We start from the raw sequence: 15,838 nt of genomic DNA on the forward strand, positions 1-15,838 counted from the left end.
CCGATTGCCGTGGGCAGTGGCTTCCGAGCCCCGGCTCGCCGCTGTCGCTCGGTCGGCGTGGACATGGGTGCCCGTGTCCCGGCCGGGCGCTGAAGGCCGACTGCCGTGGTCAAGTGCTCCCGCCCCTCGGGCGCACGCCGACAACCGACGGCCGTGCTCAAGTGCTCCCGCGCCCCGCGGTGCCGTCGCTCGGCCGGTGTGGATATAGGCGCTCGTGGCCCGGCCGGGCGCTGAGGAGCGACTGCCGTGGACGTGAGCGCCCGTGCCCCGGCCGCGAGGCGAAGACCGGTCGCCGTGGTCAACGGCTCCCGTGCCCCAGTCGCACGTCGAAGACCGGCGGCCGTGGGCAGGGGCTCCCGCGCCCCGGTCCCTCTCCAGGACTCGCGTGTGTTCAAGCGGCTCGGTGGCCGGTGGTGGTCGGGCAGGCGCATTTCAGTCCTTGAGTTCCAGCACGCCCGATATCCCCGCCCGGCGCGGCGGTGTGCCGCTGTCCAGTTCGGCGTCGTCGGCGATGCGGCCGTCGAAGAAGCTGATCACGCGGTCCGCTGCGCTCGCCAGCCTGGCGTCATGCGTGACCAGCACGATCGTCTGGCCGCGCTGGTGGAAGCGGGACAGCAGCCGCATGACCTCGCGGGTGCCCTTGCTGTCCAGGCTGCCGGCGGGTTCGTCGGCAAGGAGCAGCGGGGGACGGTTGACCAGGGCCCGGGCCAGTGCGACGCGCTGTTGTTCACCGCCGGACAGTTCGCCCGGCATGCTCCGCTCCTTGCCCGCCAGGCCCAGCTCGCCCAGCAGCTCCGCCCGCTCGGTGCGGGCCCGCTTCGGCGGTACGCCGGCCAGCAGCGCGGGCAGCTCGACGTTGTCGGCGACGGACAGGTCGGAGACCAGGTTGAAGAACTGGAAGACGATCCCGAGGCGCTTCCTGCGCTCCACCGCCCAGCGGGCCTCGCTCCACGCGTCGGCGCACTCGCCGTCCAGCCAGATGCTGCCGCTGTCCGGCCGCTGCAGTCCGCCGAGCAGATGCAGCAAGGTCGACTTACCGGCACCGGACGGACCGGTGACGGCCACGAACTCGCCCTGCCGGACGGCAAGATCCACCCCCCGCACGGCATGCGCCGGAGCGCCCTCGCCGTGATGCGTCTTGACCAGGCCCTCGGCGCGCAGCAGGGGACTCTCGGCGGGCGTCAGCCGGGGACTCTCGGTGCCCGGCGCAGGTCCCTCGGTGTGCGGTGCGGGGCTTTCGGTGCGCGGCGCAGAAGTGTCCGCGCGCAGCGCAGGAGTGGAATCGTCGCTCACTCCAGCTCCTCCAGCTCTTCCTGGCACCGCTCCAGCCAGTCGAGGTCGGCCTGCAGATGCAGCATCGCGCCCTCGATCAGCAGATGGGCTATGCGGTTGTCCCGGTCTTCGGCGGCGGCCAGCTTCGACAGTTGACGCATGGTGTTCAGATACTGGCGCCGTTGTTTGTTGATGAGGGCGATCTGGTCGGCGAGACCGGTCTGCGGGGCGAGGGCCAGCTTCATGAAGAACTCGTCCCGTACCCGAGGCTCGTCCTCGGGCTCCTCGAACCAGGCGCGCAGCGCCTCACGCCCGGCGTCGGTGAGGTGGTAGACCTTTTTGTTGGGCCGGCTCGACTGCTCGACGTCCTCGCCCTCGATCAGTCCCGACTTCTCGAGGCGGCCGAGGGTCACATAGACCTGGCCGACATTCGGCTGAGGGTACGCGGAGCCCAGCATCTGCTCAAGGTCCTGCTTCAGCTCGTAACCGTGCGCCGGGCCGCGCGCCAGCAGGGCCAGGAGGGGCAGCCGCACTCGTGCTCTCCTCCTCGCATCCTGGTTATTGTGCTGCGAGGCCTAGTATCGCGCATACCTAACAGGTATACATGGCCTCTGTCCCCGGGCGAAGGTGCCCGGTGCCAGGTGTACAGGGAGGAACCTATGCGGTGGATCCACGCCGCCGGTAGGGGCCTTCTCGTCCTCGTTGTGATCCTGACCGGCTACGTGGCCGCCGGCGCCCGTGCCGACGAGGGCACCGCGGGCGGCCGGGGACCCCTGACCCTCGCCACCGCCGGTGACCTCACCGGCTATCTCGGCTCCGTCCTGGACGGCTGGAACCGCACCCACCCCGGCGAGAAGGTCACCCTCGTCGAGCTGCCCGACTCCGCCGACGAGACACACGCGCAGATGACCACCGACCTGCGCGCCGGCGACCGCAGCCGCTTCGACATCCTCAACATCGACGTCAGCTGGACCTCGGAGTTCGCGGCGCAGGGCTGGATCCGCCCGCAGGCGCGCGAGCGCTTCCCGCTGGACACCTTCCTGCCACCGGTCGTGGACACGGCAACCTACGACGGGCAGTTGTACGCGGTCCCGTACGTCACCAACGCCGGCCTGCTCCTCTACCGCAAGGACATCCTCGCCAAGGAGGGCCTGGACCCACCGCGCACCTGGTCCGAACTGGAACGGGCCGCGAAGACCGTCGCGCCGAAGTACGGCCTCGACGGCTACGCGGGCCAGTTCCTGCCGTACGAGGGCCTCACCGTCAATGCCGCCGAGGCCGTCTACTCGGCGGGCGGCTCGATCCTCGGCGACGAGGGCGAGCGCGTCACGGTGAACTCGACGGCCGCCCGCGAAGGCATCGGCTTCCTCGCCCGTGGCGTACGCGAGGGCTGGATCCCGAAACGGGCGCTGACGTACAAGGAGGAGGAGTCCAAGCAGGCCTTCCAGGACGGACGCCTGCTCTTCCTCCGTAACTGGCCGTACGCCTATGTCGGCGCCTCGGCCAAGGGCTCGCCGGTCGCCGGGAAGATCGGCGCCGTGCCGCTGCCGGGTCCGGACGGGCCGGGGACGAGCGTCCTGGGCGGCTCCAACCTCGCCGTCAGCGCGCACGCCCGGCACCCTGACTCGGCCGCCCGTCTGATCGCGTACCTGACCAGCGAGCGCGTCCAGCGCCAGGTCCTCACCCGTGGCGCGCTGCCGCCCGTACGGGCCGACCTGTATGAGGATCCCGAGCTGGTGCGGGAGTTCCCGTATCTGCCGACCCTGCGCGAGAGCGTGCTCACGGCCGCGCCGCGCCCCAAGAGCCCGCGCTACGACCAGGTGAGCCTGGTGGTGCAGGCGGTCGTGCACGACGCGCTGACCGGGCGCGAGACGCCTGCGGCAGCTGTGCGGCGACTGGCGAGAGAGCTCGCCGCCATCTCCTCCCGCTAGTTACTTGTTAAGTAACGCCGAGGTCTCTTCTGTGGGCTCTCTGGGCTGAAATAAGCGGATATAAAGGGCTGACTGTTCGGTAGCTTGCGTTCAGTTCATTGACACCCTCCTGAAACAGATACCTAACATGCATGCATGCTGAGTAAGTACCAATGGTGGCGTGACGCGGTGATCTACCAGGTCTACGTCCGCAGCTTCCTCGACAGCACCGGTGACGGCGTGGGCGATCTCGCCGGCGTCCGGGCCGGGCTGCCGTATCTGAAGAAGCTCGGGGTGGACGGGATCTGGCTGAGCCCCTTCTATCCCTCGCCGCAGCACGACCACGGCTACGACGTCGCCGACTACTGCGACGTCGACCCGCTCTTCGGCGACCTCGCCGAGTTCGATCTGCTGGTCACGGCGGCCCGGCGGCTCGGCGTCAAGGTGCTGCTCGACATCGTCCCGAACCACTGCTCCAGCGAGCACCCGTGGTTCGAGGAGGCGCTGGCCGCCGAACCCGGCAGCGCGGCCCGTGCCCGCTTCCACTTCGCCGACGGCCGCGGAGCCGACGGGGCCGAGCCGCCCAACAACTGGCACTCCATGTTCGGCGGCCCGGCCTGGAGCCGGGTGTCCGAGGCGGACGGGCGGCCCGGCCAGTGGTACCTGCACATGTTCGCGCCCGAGCAGCCCGACTGGAACTGGCGCAACCCCGAGATCGGCGCCGAGTTCGACCGCATCCTCCGCTTCTGGCTGGACCGGGGCATCGACGGCTTCCGTATCGATGTCGCCGCCGGCCTCTACAAGCACCCCGAGCTGCCCGACTCGGACGACCCGGAGGCCGACGCCCGCACCCGCGACTCGGTCAACCCCCTCGCCTGGAACCAGCCCGAGGTGCACCAGGTGTGGCGCCAGTGGCGTTCCATATGCGAGGAGTACACCGCCCGCGACGGCCGCGAGCGGCTCCTCGTCGGCGAGGTGTCCGTCCCGACCGCGCGCGAACACGCCCAGTACGTCCGCCCCGACGAGCTCCACCAGGCCTTCTTCTTCGACCTGCTCGGCGCCCCCTGGGAGGCCGACGCCTTCCGCAAGGTCATCTCCGAGGCCATGCAGGACATAGCCGGCACGGGCTCGACGGTCACCTGGGTCCTCAACAACCACGACCAGGTCCGCACCGTCACCCGCTACGGCGAACCCGCGACCGAAGGAAGCGGCCCAGGGGCTGCGTCGGAAGTGGCGCCTGCCGGGCGACGCCTGGCACGCGCCCCCATCCTCGAACCGGCTTCGCACGGCTCGGACGGGGGGACCCCCTTCGCCGCACCGGGCGAAAGCCCGAGTACGTCCAGTACGAGGGCTTCCGCCCGGCACGCCGAGAGCACGCTCCCCCACCCTCGAACCGAGCTTCGCCCGGCTCGGGCGGGAGGTACCCCCACGCCGCCGCCCGGCCCGCCCTTCGGGCGGACGGCGCCACTTCCGACGCAGCCCCTGGGTGCCGCCCGCGCCCGCGCCGCCGCGCTGCTGATGCTGGCGCTGCCCGGAGCCGCGTACATCTACCAGGGCGAGGAGCTGGGCCTGCCCGAGGTCGTCGACCTGCCCGACGACGTGCTCACCGACCCGATCTTCCACCGCACCGGCAGCCGGGCCCGAATCCGTGACGGCTGCCGGGTGCCGCTGCCGTGGTCGGGACAGGCATCCCCCTTCGGCTTCACCTCCGGCGCCGAGAGCGCCCGGCCCTGGCTGCCCCAGCCGGAGTACTTCGCCGAGTACGCCACCGACCGCGCCCTCGCCGACACCCGCTCCTTCTGGCACCTGTACCGCGACGGCCTCCAACTGCGGGACGCCCTGCCCCAGTTGGGTGAGGGCACGCTGCGCTGGCTGGACAGCCCGCCCGGTGTCCTGGCCTTCGTCCGCGGCGACGGCCTCGTCTGCGCCGTCAACTTCGGTACGGCGCCCACGCCCGCGCCGGTCTCCGGCACCCCGCTGCTGTCGAGCGGCCCCTGCCCGGCCGGGGTGCTGCCCGGCTCCACGGCGGCCTGGTGGATGAGCGACGGGACCGAGCCCTGACGTTCCGATCCTCCTCTTCGGCGCCTCCTGATCCTCCGTCAGTTCCCCACCCCTCGAAGGGACATCAATGATGATGCGACGACGTACGACCCTGCTCACCGGCTGCACCGCCCTCGTCCTGGCACTCGGCGCGACCGCCTGCGGCGGCGGGCCCGTCTCCGCGGGCGGCGGTGACAAGGCGCTCAGCGGCCAGACGGTCACCGTGGCCGGTGTCTGGTCCGGCACCGAGCAGAAGAACTTCCAGAAGGTGCTGGACGCGTTCACCGAGAAGACCGGCGCCAAGACCCAGTTCGTCTCCACCGGGGACAACGTCTCCACCGTCGTCGGCAGCAAGATCGAGGGCGGCAACGCCCCCGACGTGGTGATGGTCCCGCAGGTCGGCGTGCTCCAGCAGTTCGCGAAGAACGACTGGCTCAAGCCGCTGTCCAAGACCACCCAGGAGTCCGTGGACACCAACTTCGCACCCGTGTGGAAGGACTACGGCAGCGTCGACGGCACCCTCTACGGCCTCTACTTCAAGGCAGCCCACAAGTCGACCGTCTGGTACAGCCCCGACGCCCTCGCCCAGGCGGGTGTCGAGCCGCCGAAGTCGTACGACGACCTGCTCAAGGCCGGCCACACCGTCTCCGACTCCGGGCTCGCCGCCTTCTCGGTCGCCGGGCAGGACGGCTGGACGCTGACCGACTGGTTCGAGAACGTCTACCTCTCCCAGGCCGGACCCGAGAAGTACGACGCCCTCGCCGCGCACAAGCTGAAGTGGACCGACGACTCCGTGGTCGAGGCGCTCTCCACCCTCGGCAAGCTGTTCAAGGACAAGCAGCTGATCGCGGGCGGTCAGAAGGGGGCCCTCAACACCGACTTCCCTGGCTCGGTGGAGAAGGTGTTCGGGCCCAAGCCCGAGGCGGGCATGGTCTACGAGGGTGACTTCGTCGCAGGCGTCGCCAAGGACCAGTTCGGGAAGGCGATCGGCAAGGACGCGAACTTCTTCCCGTTCCCGGCGGTCGGCGCCGGCAAGGCGCCGGTGGTCAGTGGCGGTGACGCGGCCGTCGTGCTGAAGGACGGCAAGAACCAGAAGGCCGGCATGGCCCTGCTGGACTACCTGGCGACGCCGGAGGCCGCGGCGGTGTGGGCGGAGGCGGGCGGCTTCCTGTCCCCGAACAAGAACGTCGACCTCGCGTCGTACGGCGACGACGTCACCCGCGCGACCGCCAAGTCCCTTGTCGCGGCCGGCGATTCGGTCCGCTTCGACATGTCCGACCAGGCGCCGGCTGCCTTCGGCGGCACCAAGGGCGCGGGCGAGTGGAAGCTCCTGCAGGACTTCCTGCGCGACCCGTCGGACCCGACGGCGACCGCGGCGAAGCTGGAGGCCGCGGCGGCCAAGGCTTACCAGGGCCAGGGCTGACCGGTCATGACCGCAACACTCGTGAAAGAGCCGAGCCGGACGCCCTCCGCGGGCGCCGGCAAGGCACGCAACCGGCGCACCCGGCGGCGCGGACGGATCATCGCCCTGCTCTTCGTCTTCCCCGCACTGCTCCTGCTGGGTGCCCTGGTCGTCTACCCGGTCCTCTTCTCCGTCGGACGCAGCTTCTTCGACGCCTCCGGCACCCGTTTCGTGGGCGGCGAGAACTACGCCGAGATGTTCCGCGACCCGGCCACCATCAAGGCCATCCGCAACACCACGATCTGGGTCGTCGTGGCCCCGGCCCTGCTCACGGGCCTCGGCCTGATCCTGGCCGTGCTGGTGGAGAAGGTCCGCTGGGCGACCGCGTTCAAGCTGCTGCTGTTCATGCCGATGGCCGTGTCCTTCCTCGCCGCCGGCATCATCTTCCGGCTCGCGTACGACGAGGACCCGGACAAGGGCGTGCTGAACGCCGCCGCCGTGTCCATGCACGACGCCTTCCAGGGCACCTCGACCTATCCGACGGCCCGGGCGCGCGACGGGCAGGGGCTGACGAAGGGCACCGACGGCTCGTACCGCACGAACGCGAGCGTCTCGCCGGGTGACGCGGTGACGCTGGGCCTCGTCGGTGTGCTGCCCGACGACCTGCCCGGGGGTACCGAGTCGGCGTATGCGGCAGCGGGGCAGAAGGCGAGCCCCGGGGAGCTGCGCGGCGTCGTGTACCTCGACTTCACGCCCGGTGGGGGAGGGCAGCAGGGCAAGGTCGACCGGCGGGAGAACGGGCTGCCGGAGATGAAGGTCGAGGCGGTGCAGGCCGGGAAGGCGGTCGCCTCGACGACCACGGCGTCCGACGGCTCCTTCCGCTTCGAGGGGCTGGACGAGGGCTCGTACACGGTGAAACTGCCGGCCTCGAACTTCGCCGCTCCCTACGAGGGCATCTCCTGGCTCGGGCCGACCCTCGTCACGCCGGCGATCATCGGGGCGTACCTGTGGATCTGGACCGGGTTCGCGATGGTCCTGATCGGCGCGGGCCTCTCGACCCTCCCGCGGGACGCGCTGGAGGCGGCGCGGATGGACGGCGCGAACGAGTGGCAGATCTTCCGGCGGATCACGGTGCCGCTGCTGGCGCCGGTGCTGACGGTGGTCTTCGTGACCCTCGTGATCAACGTGATGAAGGTCTTCGACCTCGTCTACATCATCGCGCCCGGGCCGGTGCAGGAGGACGCGACCGTGCTCGCGACGCAGATGTGGCTGGTGTCGTTCGGCGGCGGCAACAACCAGGGGCTCGGCAGCGCGCTCGGCGTCCTGCTTCTGCTGCTGGTCATCCCGGCCATGGTCTTCAACGTCCGCCGTTTCCGAGGGAGTCAGCGATGAACGCGGTCAGGCGCGGGCTGGGTAACGGGGTCGTCCAGGCGCTTCTCGTGGTGGTCGGGCTGGTGTGGCTGACACCGCTCGCCGGGTTGTTCCTGTCGTCCCTGCGGTCCGCCGAGGAAACGGCCGAGGGCGGCTGGTGGACGGTGTTCACCAGTCCCGGCCAGCTGTCCTTCGACAACTACTCGGCGATGCTGGGGAACGCCGGGATCACCCAGGCCTTCTGGAACACCGTGCTGATCTCGGTGCCGGCGACCCTGCTGGTGGTCGTCCTCGCGGCACTCGCCGGGTACGCCTTCGCGTGGCTGGACTTCCCCGGGCGCGAGGCGATCTTCCTCGTCGTGGTGGCGCTGCTCGTCGTGCCCGTGCAGATCGGACTTCTCCCGGTCGCCAAACTCTTCGGCCAGCTGGGGCTGTTCGGCACGATTCCCGGCGTCGTCCTCTTCCACGTGGCGTACGGGCTGCCGTTCGCGGTGTTCCTGCTGCGGAACTACTTCGCGGAGATGCCGAAGGAGATGCTGGAGGCGGCGCGGATGGACGGTGGGAGCGAGTGGCGGATCTTCACGCGGCTGGTGCTTCCGGTGGGGCGTCCGGCGATCGCCTCGCTGGCCATCTTCCAGTTCCTGTGGGTGTGGAACGACATGCTGGTGGCGTTGCTGTTCGCCGACAGTGCGTCGCAGCCGCTGACGGTTGAACTCCAGTCACAGATACGGCAGTTCGGCAGCAACATCGATGTGCTGGCGCCGGGGGCGTTCGTGTCGCTGGTGGTGCCGGTGGTCGTGTTCTTCGCGTTCCAGCGGCACTTCGTGCAGGGGGTGATGGCCGGTTCGGTGAAGTGACGCAGGCCGGCAGCGCATGTGCTTCGGGCCCTCACTTCACTGGGAAGCGAGGGCCCGAGCGCGTTCACGCAGACGCAGGCGGATACAGCGACCGCGGCAGTTGCGACGCCGCTGCCGAGTCCAGCAGCCAGAGCGTCCTGGCGCGCCCGTACGCACCGGCCGCCGGTGCCTGGATCTCCCCGGCACCGGACAGCGCGATCGCCGCAGCCTGCGCCTTGTCCTCACCCGCCGCCAGCAGCCACACCTCACGTGCCGCCCGGATCGCCGGCAGCGTGAGGGTCACCCGGGTCGGCGGGGGCTTCGGAGCGCCGTGGACGCCGACGACCGTGCGCTCCGTCTCCCGTACCGCGGGGAGTTCAGGGAACAGGGAGGCGACGTGGGTGTCGGGGCCCACGCCCAGCATCAGGACGTCGAAGGTGGGGACCGCGCCGTGGTTCTCGGGGCCCGCCGCCCTCGCCAGTTCCTCCGCGTACGAGGCGGCCGCCGCCTCCACGTCCGTGCCGAACGGGCCGTCCGAGGCGGGCATGGCATGCACGCGCTTCGGATCCAGGGGCACCGCGTCCAGCAGAGCCTCGCGGGCCTGCGTGACGTTGCGCTCCGGGTCGCCCTCGGGGAGGAAGCGTTCGTCGCCCCACCACAGGTCCAGCCGGGGCCAGTCGATGGCGTCCCGGGCGGGGGCGGCCGCGAGGGCGGCCAGCAGGCCGTTGCCGTTGCGGCCGCCGGTGAGGACCACGGACGCCGAGCCCCGGGAGGCCTGCGCGTCCACGATCTTCGTGATCAGCCGGGCCGCCGCGGCCTGCGCCATCAGCTCCTTGTCGTGGTGCACGACCAGCTGCGGAGTGCTCACGAGTTCGCCGCCGCCTTCTTCATCGGTTCCTGCGCCGCGGCTTCCTGCGCATCGGCTTCGCCGGGAGTCTCGGCCGCTTCTCCTTTGGCCGGAGATGCTCCTTTGGCCGGCGGCACCTCCGCCTTGGCCACGGCAGCCTCCGCCAGGGCCACGGCCTGCACAGCCTTGGCCACCGCCGCCTCGGCGGCCTCCGCGCCCCGAACCGCCGAAGCCGGCACCGAGTTCAGCCGCTCCACCCCGAACCGCAACACCGAGGCGTACGTGTCGTCCGGGTCGAGCCGCCGCAGCTCCTCCGCGATCAGCTCGGCCGTCTCCCGCCGCTTCAGCGCCACCGCACGGTCCGGCTGGCCCTGGATGGAGAGGGTCGCCAGGGAGCCGTCCGCACGGTCCAGCACGATCGGGCCGCAGTCGGTGTCCATCCGGACCGCCGTCAGACCGGGGCCCGACGACAGCGACCGTTTCACGGGCACGTCCAGCCGGTCCGCGAGCCACATCGCCAGCAGCTCACAGCTCGGGTTGAACTCCTCGCCCTCCACCTCGACGGCCTTCACCTCGCAGACCACCTGGTCCAGAGCCGCCGCCAGCATCGAACGCCACGGCGTGATACGGGTCCAGGAGAGATCCGTGTCGCCCGGTGTGTAGGTGTCCGCCCGCGCCGACAGCTCCCGCACCGGCTGCTCCGAGGCGTAGGTGTCGGTCACCCGGCGCTGGGCCAGCGCGCCCAGTGGGTCGTTCGCCGGGTCGAGCGGTGCGTTCACCGGCCACCACACCACCACCGGCGCGTCCGGCAGCAGCAGCGGAAGGACGACGGACTGCGCGTGGTCGGACACCTCGCCGTACAGCCGCAGCACCACCGTCTCTCCGCTGCCCGCGTCGGCGCCCACCCGCACCTCGGCGTCCAGCCGGGACTGCGTCCGGTCGCGGGGCGAGCGCGAGACGCGCTTGATGACCACCAGCGTGCGCGAGGGGTGCTCGTGCGAGGCGTCGTTGGCGGCCCTCAGGGCGTCGTACGCGTTCTCCTCGTCCGTGACGATGACCAGCGTGAGCACCATGCCGACGGCGGGCGTGCCGATGGCGCGGCGGCCCTGCACCAGTGCCTTGTTGACCTTGCTGGCCGTGGTGTCCGTGAGGTCTATCTTCATGGCCGGCGCCAGCTCCGTCCGTCTCGCTTCAGCATTTCGTCCGCCTCGACGGGACCCCAGGTACCGGACGGGTACTGGGCGGGCCTGCCGTGCTGGTCCCAGTACTCCTCGATCGGGTCGAGGATCTTCCAGGACAGCTCGACCTCCTCGGTGCGCGGGAAGAGGTTCGAGTCGCCCAGGAGGACGTCGAGGATCAGGCGCTCGTACGCCTCGGGCGAGGACTCGGTGAAGGACTCGCCGTACGCGAAGTCCATCGACACGTCCCGGATCTCCATCGAGGTGCCGGGCACCTTCGAGCCGAAGCGGACCGTGACGCCCTCGTCCGGCTGGACGCGGATCACGATCGCGTTCTGGCCCAGTTCCTCGGTGGCCGTCGTGTCGAAGGGGGAGTGCGGAGCCCGCTGGAAGACGACCGCGATCTCGGTGACACGGCGTCCGAGTCGCTTGCCGGTGCGCAGATAGAAGGGGACGCCCGCCCAGCGGCGGTTGTCGATCCCCAGCTTGATGGCGGCGTACGTGTCGGTCTTCGACCTGGGGTCGGTGCCCTCCTCCTGGAGGTACCCGACCGCCTTCTCGCCGCCCTGCCAGCCGGCCGCGTACTGCGCGAACACGGTGTCCCGGCCCAGGTCCTTCGGCAGCCGTACGGCACCGAGCACCTTGGTCTTCTCCGCCGCGAGCGCGTCCGCGTCGAAGGAGGCGGGCTCCTCCATGGCGGTCAGCGCCATGAGTTGGAGGAGGTGGTTCTGGATGACGTCGCGCGCCGCGCCGATCCCGTCGTAATAACCCGCCCGGCCGCCGATACCGATGTCCTCGGCCATCGTGATCTGCACGTGGTCCACGAAGGACCGGTTCCAGATCGGCTCGAACATCGTGTTGGCGAAGCGCAGCGCCAGGATGTTCTGGACGGTCTCCTTGCCCAGGTAGTGGTCGATGCGGAAGACCTGGTCCGGGGCGAAGACCTCGTGGACGACCTTGTTGAGCTGCTCGGCGGAGTTCAGGTCGTGGCCGAAGGGCTTCTCGATGACCGCGCGGCGCCAGGAGCCGCCCGTCTGGTCGGCCAGGCCGTGCTTCTTGAGCTGCTGGATGACCACGGGGAAGGAGCGCGGCGGCACCGACAGGTAGAAGGCGAAGTTGCCGCCCGTGCCCTGCGCCTTGTCCAGCTCCTCGATGGTGCCGCGCAGCCGCTCGAAGGCATCGTCGTCGTCGAAGGTGCCCTGCACGAAGCGCATGCCCTGGATGAGCTGATGCCAGACCTCCTCACGGAAGGGGGTCCGGGCGTGCTCCTTGACCGCGTCGTGGACCTCCTGTGCGAAGTCCTCGTGGGCCCACTCGCGGCGGGCGAAGCCGACCAGCGAGAAGCCTGGCGGCAGCAGACCCCGGTTGGCGAGGTCGTACACGGCGGGCATCAGCTTTTTACGTGACAAATCGCCCGTAACGCCGAAGATCACCAGGCCCGACGGCCCCGCGATACGCGGGAGCCGTCGGTCGGCGGCGTCACGAAGCGGATTCGCTTCAGTGACGGTAAAGGGTGGCAAGGGATCAGCCCTCCGAGGGGGCGAGGCGCTCGAGTACCGCCTCGGTCGACTTCAGCAGGTCGTTCCAGGACGCCTCGAACTTCTCGACGCCCTCGTCCTCCAGCACCTGGACCACGTCGTCGTACGAGATCCCGAGCTTCTCGACGGCGTCCAGCTCCGCGCGGGCCTGCGCGTAGGTGCCGGCGACGGTGTTGCCGGTGATCGAGCCGCTCTCCTCGGTGGCCTGAAGGGTGGCCTCCGGCATGGTGTTGACCGTGTTCGGCGCGACCAGGTCGTCGACGTACAGGGTCGCCTTGTACGCCGGGTCCTTGACGCCGGTGGACGCCCACAGCGGACGCTGCTTGTTGGCGCCCGCGTTCTCCAGCGCGCTCCAGCGGTCGGTCGAGAAGACCTCTTCGTACGCCTGGTAGGCGAGTCGGGCGTTGGCGACGGCGGCCTTGCCGCGCGCGGCCTTGGCCTCGTCGGTGCCCAGCGCGTCGAGCCGCTTGTCGATCTCGGTGTCCACGCGCGACACGAAGAAGGACGCCACGGAGTGGATCAGCGACAGGTCCAGGCCCTTGGCCTTGGCCTTCTCCAGGCCGGCGAGGTACGCGTCCATGACCTCGCGGTAGCGCTCGAGGGAGAAGATCAGCGTGACGTTGACGCTGATGCCGTTGCCGATCACCTCGGTGATGGCCGGCAGGCCCGCCTTGGTGGCCGGGATCTTGATGAGGGTGTTGGGCCGGTCGACCAGCCAGGCCAGCTGCTTGGCCTCGGCGACCGTCGCCTTGGTGTTGTGCGCCAGACGCGGGTCGACCTCGATCGACACCCGGCCGTCCTGGCCGCCGGTGGCGTCGAAGACCGGGCGCAGGATGTCGGCGGCGTCACGGACGTCCGCCGTCGTGATCATGCGAACGGCCTCTTCGACGGTGACCTTGCGGGCGGCGAGGTCCGCGAGCTGCTGCTCGTAACCGTCCCCGGAAGAGATCGCCTTCTGGAAGATCGTCGGGTTGGTGGTGACGCCCACGACGTGCTGCTGGTCGATCAGCTCGGCGAGGTTGCCGGACGTGATCCGCTGGCGCGACAGGTCGTCCAGCCAGATCGCGACGCCTTCCTCGGAGAGGCGCTTGAGTGCGTCTGTCATGGAATTACATCTCCTACGTGTCGTATATGAGCGTCAGCGCTGGGCAGCGGCGAGGGATTCCCGGGCCTTGGCGGCCACGTTCTCGGCAGTGAAGCCGAACTCGCGGAAGAGGACCTTGCCGTCGGCGGAAGCACCGAAGTGCTCCAGGGAAACGATGCGGCCGGCGTCCCCGACGTACTTCTGCCAGGTCAGACCGATCCCGGCCTCGACCGCGACGCGCGCCTTCACCGACGGCGGCAGGACGCTGTCCCGGTACCCCTGGTCCTGCTCCTCGAACCACTCCACGGACGGCATGGACACGACCCGCGTCGGCACACCGTCGGCCTCCAGCTGCTCGCGCGCCTCGACGGCGACGTGCACCTCGGAACCGGTGGCGATGAGGACCACCTCGGGCGTCCCGGTGGAGGCCTCGAACAGGACGTAACCGCCCTTGGCCGCGTCCTCGTTGGGCTCGTACGTCGGCACGCCCTGACGGGTCAGCGCCAGACCGTGCGGGGCGCCCTTGCCGAAGACCTTCGTGTAGCGCTTGAGGATCTCGCGCCAGGCGACCGCGGTCTCGTTGGCGTCGGCCGGGCGGACGACATTGAGGCCCGGGATGGCGCGCAGCGAGGCGAGGTGCTCGATGGGCTGGTGGGTCGGGCCGTCCTCACCCAGACCGATGGAGTCGTGGGTCCACACGTACGTCACCGGCAGGTGCATCAGCGCCGACAGGCGCACGGCGTTGCGCATGTAGTCGGAGAAGACGAGGAAGGTGCCGCCGTAGATACGGGTGTTGCCGTGCAGCGCGATGCCGTTCATCTCCGCGGCCATGGCGTGCTCGCGGATGCCGAAGTGGATCGTGCGGCCGTACGGGTTCGCCTCCGGCAGCGGGTTGTCCGCAGGCAGGAACGAACTGTCCTTGTCGATCGTCGTGTTGTTGGAGCCGGCCAGGTCGGCCGAGCCACCCCACAGCTCGGGGATGACGGCACCCAGCGCCTGGAGGACCTTGCCGGACGCGGCACGCGTCGCGACGCCCTTGCCGGGCTCGAAGACCGGAAGCTTCTCCTCCCAGCCCGTGGGCAGCTCGCCCTTGCTGACGCGGTCGAACTCGGCGGCGCGCTCCGGGTTGCTGTTGCGCCACTCCTGGAGCTGCTTCTCCCACTCCGCCTTCGCCTGGCGACCGCGGTCGAGGGCCTGGCGGGTGTGGACGATGACCTCGTCGGAGACCTCGAAGCTCTGCTCCGGGTCGAAGCCGAGGACGCGCTTGGTGGCCGCGACCTCGTCGTCGCCGAGCGCCGAGCCGTGGGCGGCCTCGGTGTTCTGCGCGTTCGGGGCAGGCCAGGCGATGATCGAGCGCATCGCGATGAAGGACGGCTTGTCCGTGACCGCCTTGGCCTTCTGGATGGCGTCGTGGATGGCGGCCGGGTCGAGGTCGCCGCTCTCCTGCGGCTCGACGCGCTGCACGTGCCAGCCGTACGCCTCGTAGCGCTTGCAGACGTCCTCGGAGACGGCCGTCTCGGTGTCGCCCTCGATCGAGATGTGGTTGTCGTCCCACAGCAGGACGAGGTTGCCGAGCTTCTGGTGGCCGGCCAGCGAGGACGCCTCGGCGGAGATGCCCTCCTGGAGGCAGCCGTCACCGGCGATGACGTAGACGAAGTGGTCGAAGGGGGAGCTGCCCTCGGGGGCCTCCGGGTCGAACAGACCACGCTCGTAGCGGGCGGCCATGGCCATGCCGACGGCGTTGGCGACACCCTGGCCGAGCGGGCCGGTCGTCGTCTCGACACCCTTGGTGTGCCCGTACTCCGGGTGACCGGGGGTCTTCGAACCCCACGTCCGGAACGCCTTCAGGTCGTCCAGCTCCAGGCCGAAGCCGGCCAGGTACAGCTGGGTGTAGAGGGTCAGGGACGAGTGTCCGGCGGACAGCACGAAGCGGTCGCGCGCGACCCACTCCGGGTCGGCCGGGTCGTGCCGCATCACCTTCTGGAAGAGGGTGTAGGCGGCAGGCGCCAGGCTCATCGCCGTACCCGGATGGCCGTTGCCGACCTTCTGTACGGCATCGGCGGCCAGGACGCGGGCGGTGTCGACGGCCCGCTGGTCCAACTCGGTCCACTCGAGGTCTGTGGTGGTCGGCTTGGTGCTCACCCTGGGTCAGGGCTCCTCTCCACATGTCACGCATGTCGAATGCCGGTGCACGGGGCGCCCCGGCCGTGGTCGAGCCTACCCCCGTAAGTACGTGCGTCTTTTCGAGTCATTCCAGACTGCCGGGACTCTCGGGGATCCGCCTCCCCGCTGGGCTGGATCGCATTCGGCAACTGAATACGCAGCCGCTCGTCCGAGTGCTCAACAGAGTGGTGGCGAGC

The 15,838-nt window shown here is 70.1% G+C and carries 12 protein-coding genes; 5 read left to right on the forward strand and 7 right to left on the reverse strand.

What is annotated here, in order from left to right; all coding sequences use genetic code 11:
* Positions 1-432 precede the first annotated feature (432 nt).
* Complete coding sequence (locus tag ADL12_RS35545) at positions 433-1,185, reverse strand: ABC transporter ATP-binding protein (protein ID WP_062710357.1); 753 nt, start codon at positions 1,183-1,185, stop codon at positions 433-435.
* A gap of 104 nt (positions 1,186-1,289) precedes the next feature.
* Positions 1,290-1,805, reverse strand: a complete 516-nt coding sequence (locus ADL12_RS35550; protein ID WP_062710219.1) for a PadR family transcriptional regulator — start codon at positions 1,803-1,805, stop codon at positions 1,290-1,292.
* A gap of 126 nt (positions 1,806-1,931) precedes the next feature.
* Between ADL12_RS35550 and ADL12_RS35555 the strand changes: the two genes are divergently transcribed.
* From ADL12_RS35555 to ADL12_RS35580, 5 genes are all read left to right on the forward strand, one after another.
* Positions 1,932-3,203: an ABC transporter substrate-binding protein gene (locus ADL12_RS35555; protein ID WP_062710222.1), complete on the forward strand. Its 1,272-nt coding sequence runs from the start codon at positions 1,932-1,934 to the stop codon at positions 3,201-3,203.
* Positions 3,204-3,338: 135 nt separating this feature from the next.
* Complete coding sequence (locus ADL12_RS57075; protein WP_244188161.1) at positions 3,339-5,243, forward strand: glycoside hydrolase family 13 protein; 1,905 nt, start codon at positions 3,339-3,341, stop codon at positions 5,241-5,243.
* 70 nt (positions 5,244-5,313) lie between these two features.
* Complete coding sequence (locus ADL12_RS35570) at positions 5,314-6,645, forward strand: ABC transporter substrate-binding protein (protein ID WP_062710359.1); 1,332 nt, start codon at positions 5,314-5,316, stop codon at positions 6,643-6,645.
* 6 nt (positions 6,646-6,651) lie between these two features.
* A complete protein-coding gene (locus ADL12_RS35575) occupies positions 6,652-8,016 on the forward strand; it encodes an ABC transporter permease (RefSeq protein ID WP_062710225.1) in 1,365 nt (454 codons plus the stop codon).
* A complete protein-coding gene (locus ADL12_RS35580) occupies positions 8,013-8,852 on the forward strand; it encodes a carbohydrate ABC transporter permease (protein WP_062710228.1) in 840 nt (279 codons plus the stop codon). Before ADL12_RS35575 ends, ADL12_RS35580 begins: the two co-directional genes overlap by 4 nt.
* A gap of 64 nt (positions 8,853-8,916) precedes the next feature.
* On the opposite strand, the gene pgl is transcribed toward ADL12_RS35580, so the two are convergent.
* From pgl to tkt, 5 genes are read right to left on the reverse strand one after another with little or no spacing between them, the layout of a single operon-like run.
* Positions 8,917-9,699, reverse strand: coding sequence for a 6-phosphogluconolactonase (gene pgl, locus ADL12_RS35585; RefSeq protein WP_062710231.1), 783 nt, complete (start codon positions 9,697-9,699; stop codon positions 8,917-8,919).
* Complete coding sequence (gene opcA / locus ADL12_RS35590) at positions 9,696-10,841, reverse strand: glucose-6-phosphate dehydrogenase assembly protein OpcA (protein ID WP_062710234.1); 1,146 nt, start codon at positions 10,839-10,841, stop codon at positions 9,696-9,698. The genes pgl and opcA overlap by 4 nt, the downstream gene beginning before the upstream one ends.
* Positions 10,838-12,376: a glucose-6-phosphate dehydrogenase gene (gene zwf / locus ADL12_RS35595; protein WP_062710237.1), complete on the reverse strand. Its 1,539-nt coding sequence runs from the start codon at positions 12,374-12,376 to the stop codon at positions 10,838-10,840. The genes opcA and zwf overlap by 4 nt, the downstream gene beginning before the upstream one ends.
* A gap of 4 nt (positions 12,377-12,380) precedes the next feature.
* Positions 12,381-13,499, reverse strand: a complete 1,119-nt coding sequence (gene tal / locus ADL12_RS35600) for a transaldolase (RefSeq protein ID WP_062710239.1) — start codon at positions 13,497-13,499, stop codon at positions 12,381-12,383.
* Positions 13,500-13,532: 33 nt separating this feature from the next.
* Positions 13,533-15,620, reverse strand: a complete 2,088-nt coding sequence (tkt, locus tag ADL12_RS35605) for a transketolase (RefSeq protein ID WP_062710242.1) — start codon at positions 15,618-15,620, stop codon at positions 13,533-13,535.
* Positions 15,621-15,838 lie beyond the last annotated feature (218 nt).

Source organism: Streptomyces regalis, from assembly GCF_001509475.1.
Lineage (GTDB): Bacteria > Actinomycetota > Actinomycetes > Streptomycetales > Streptomycetaceae > Streptomyces > Streptomyces regalis.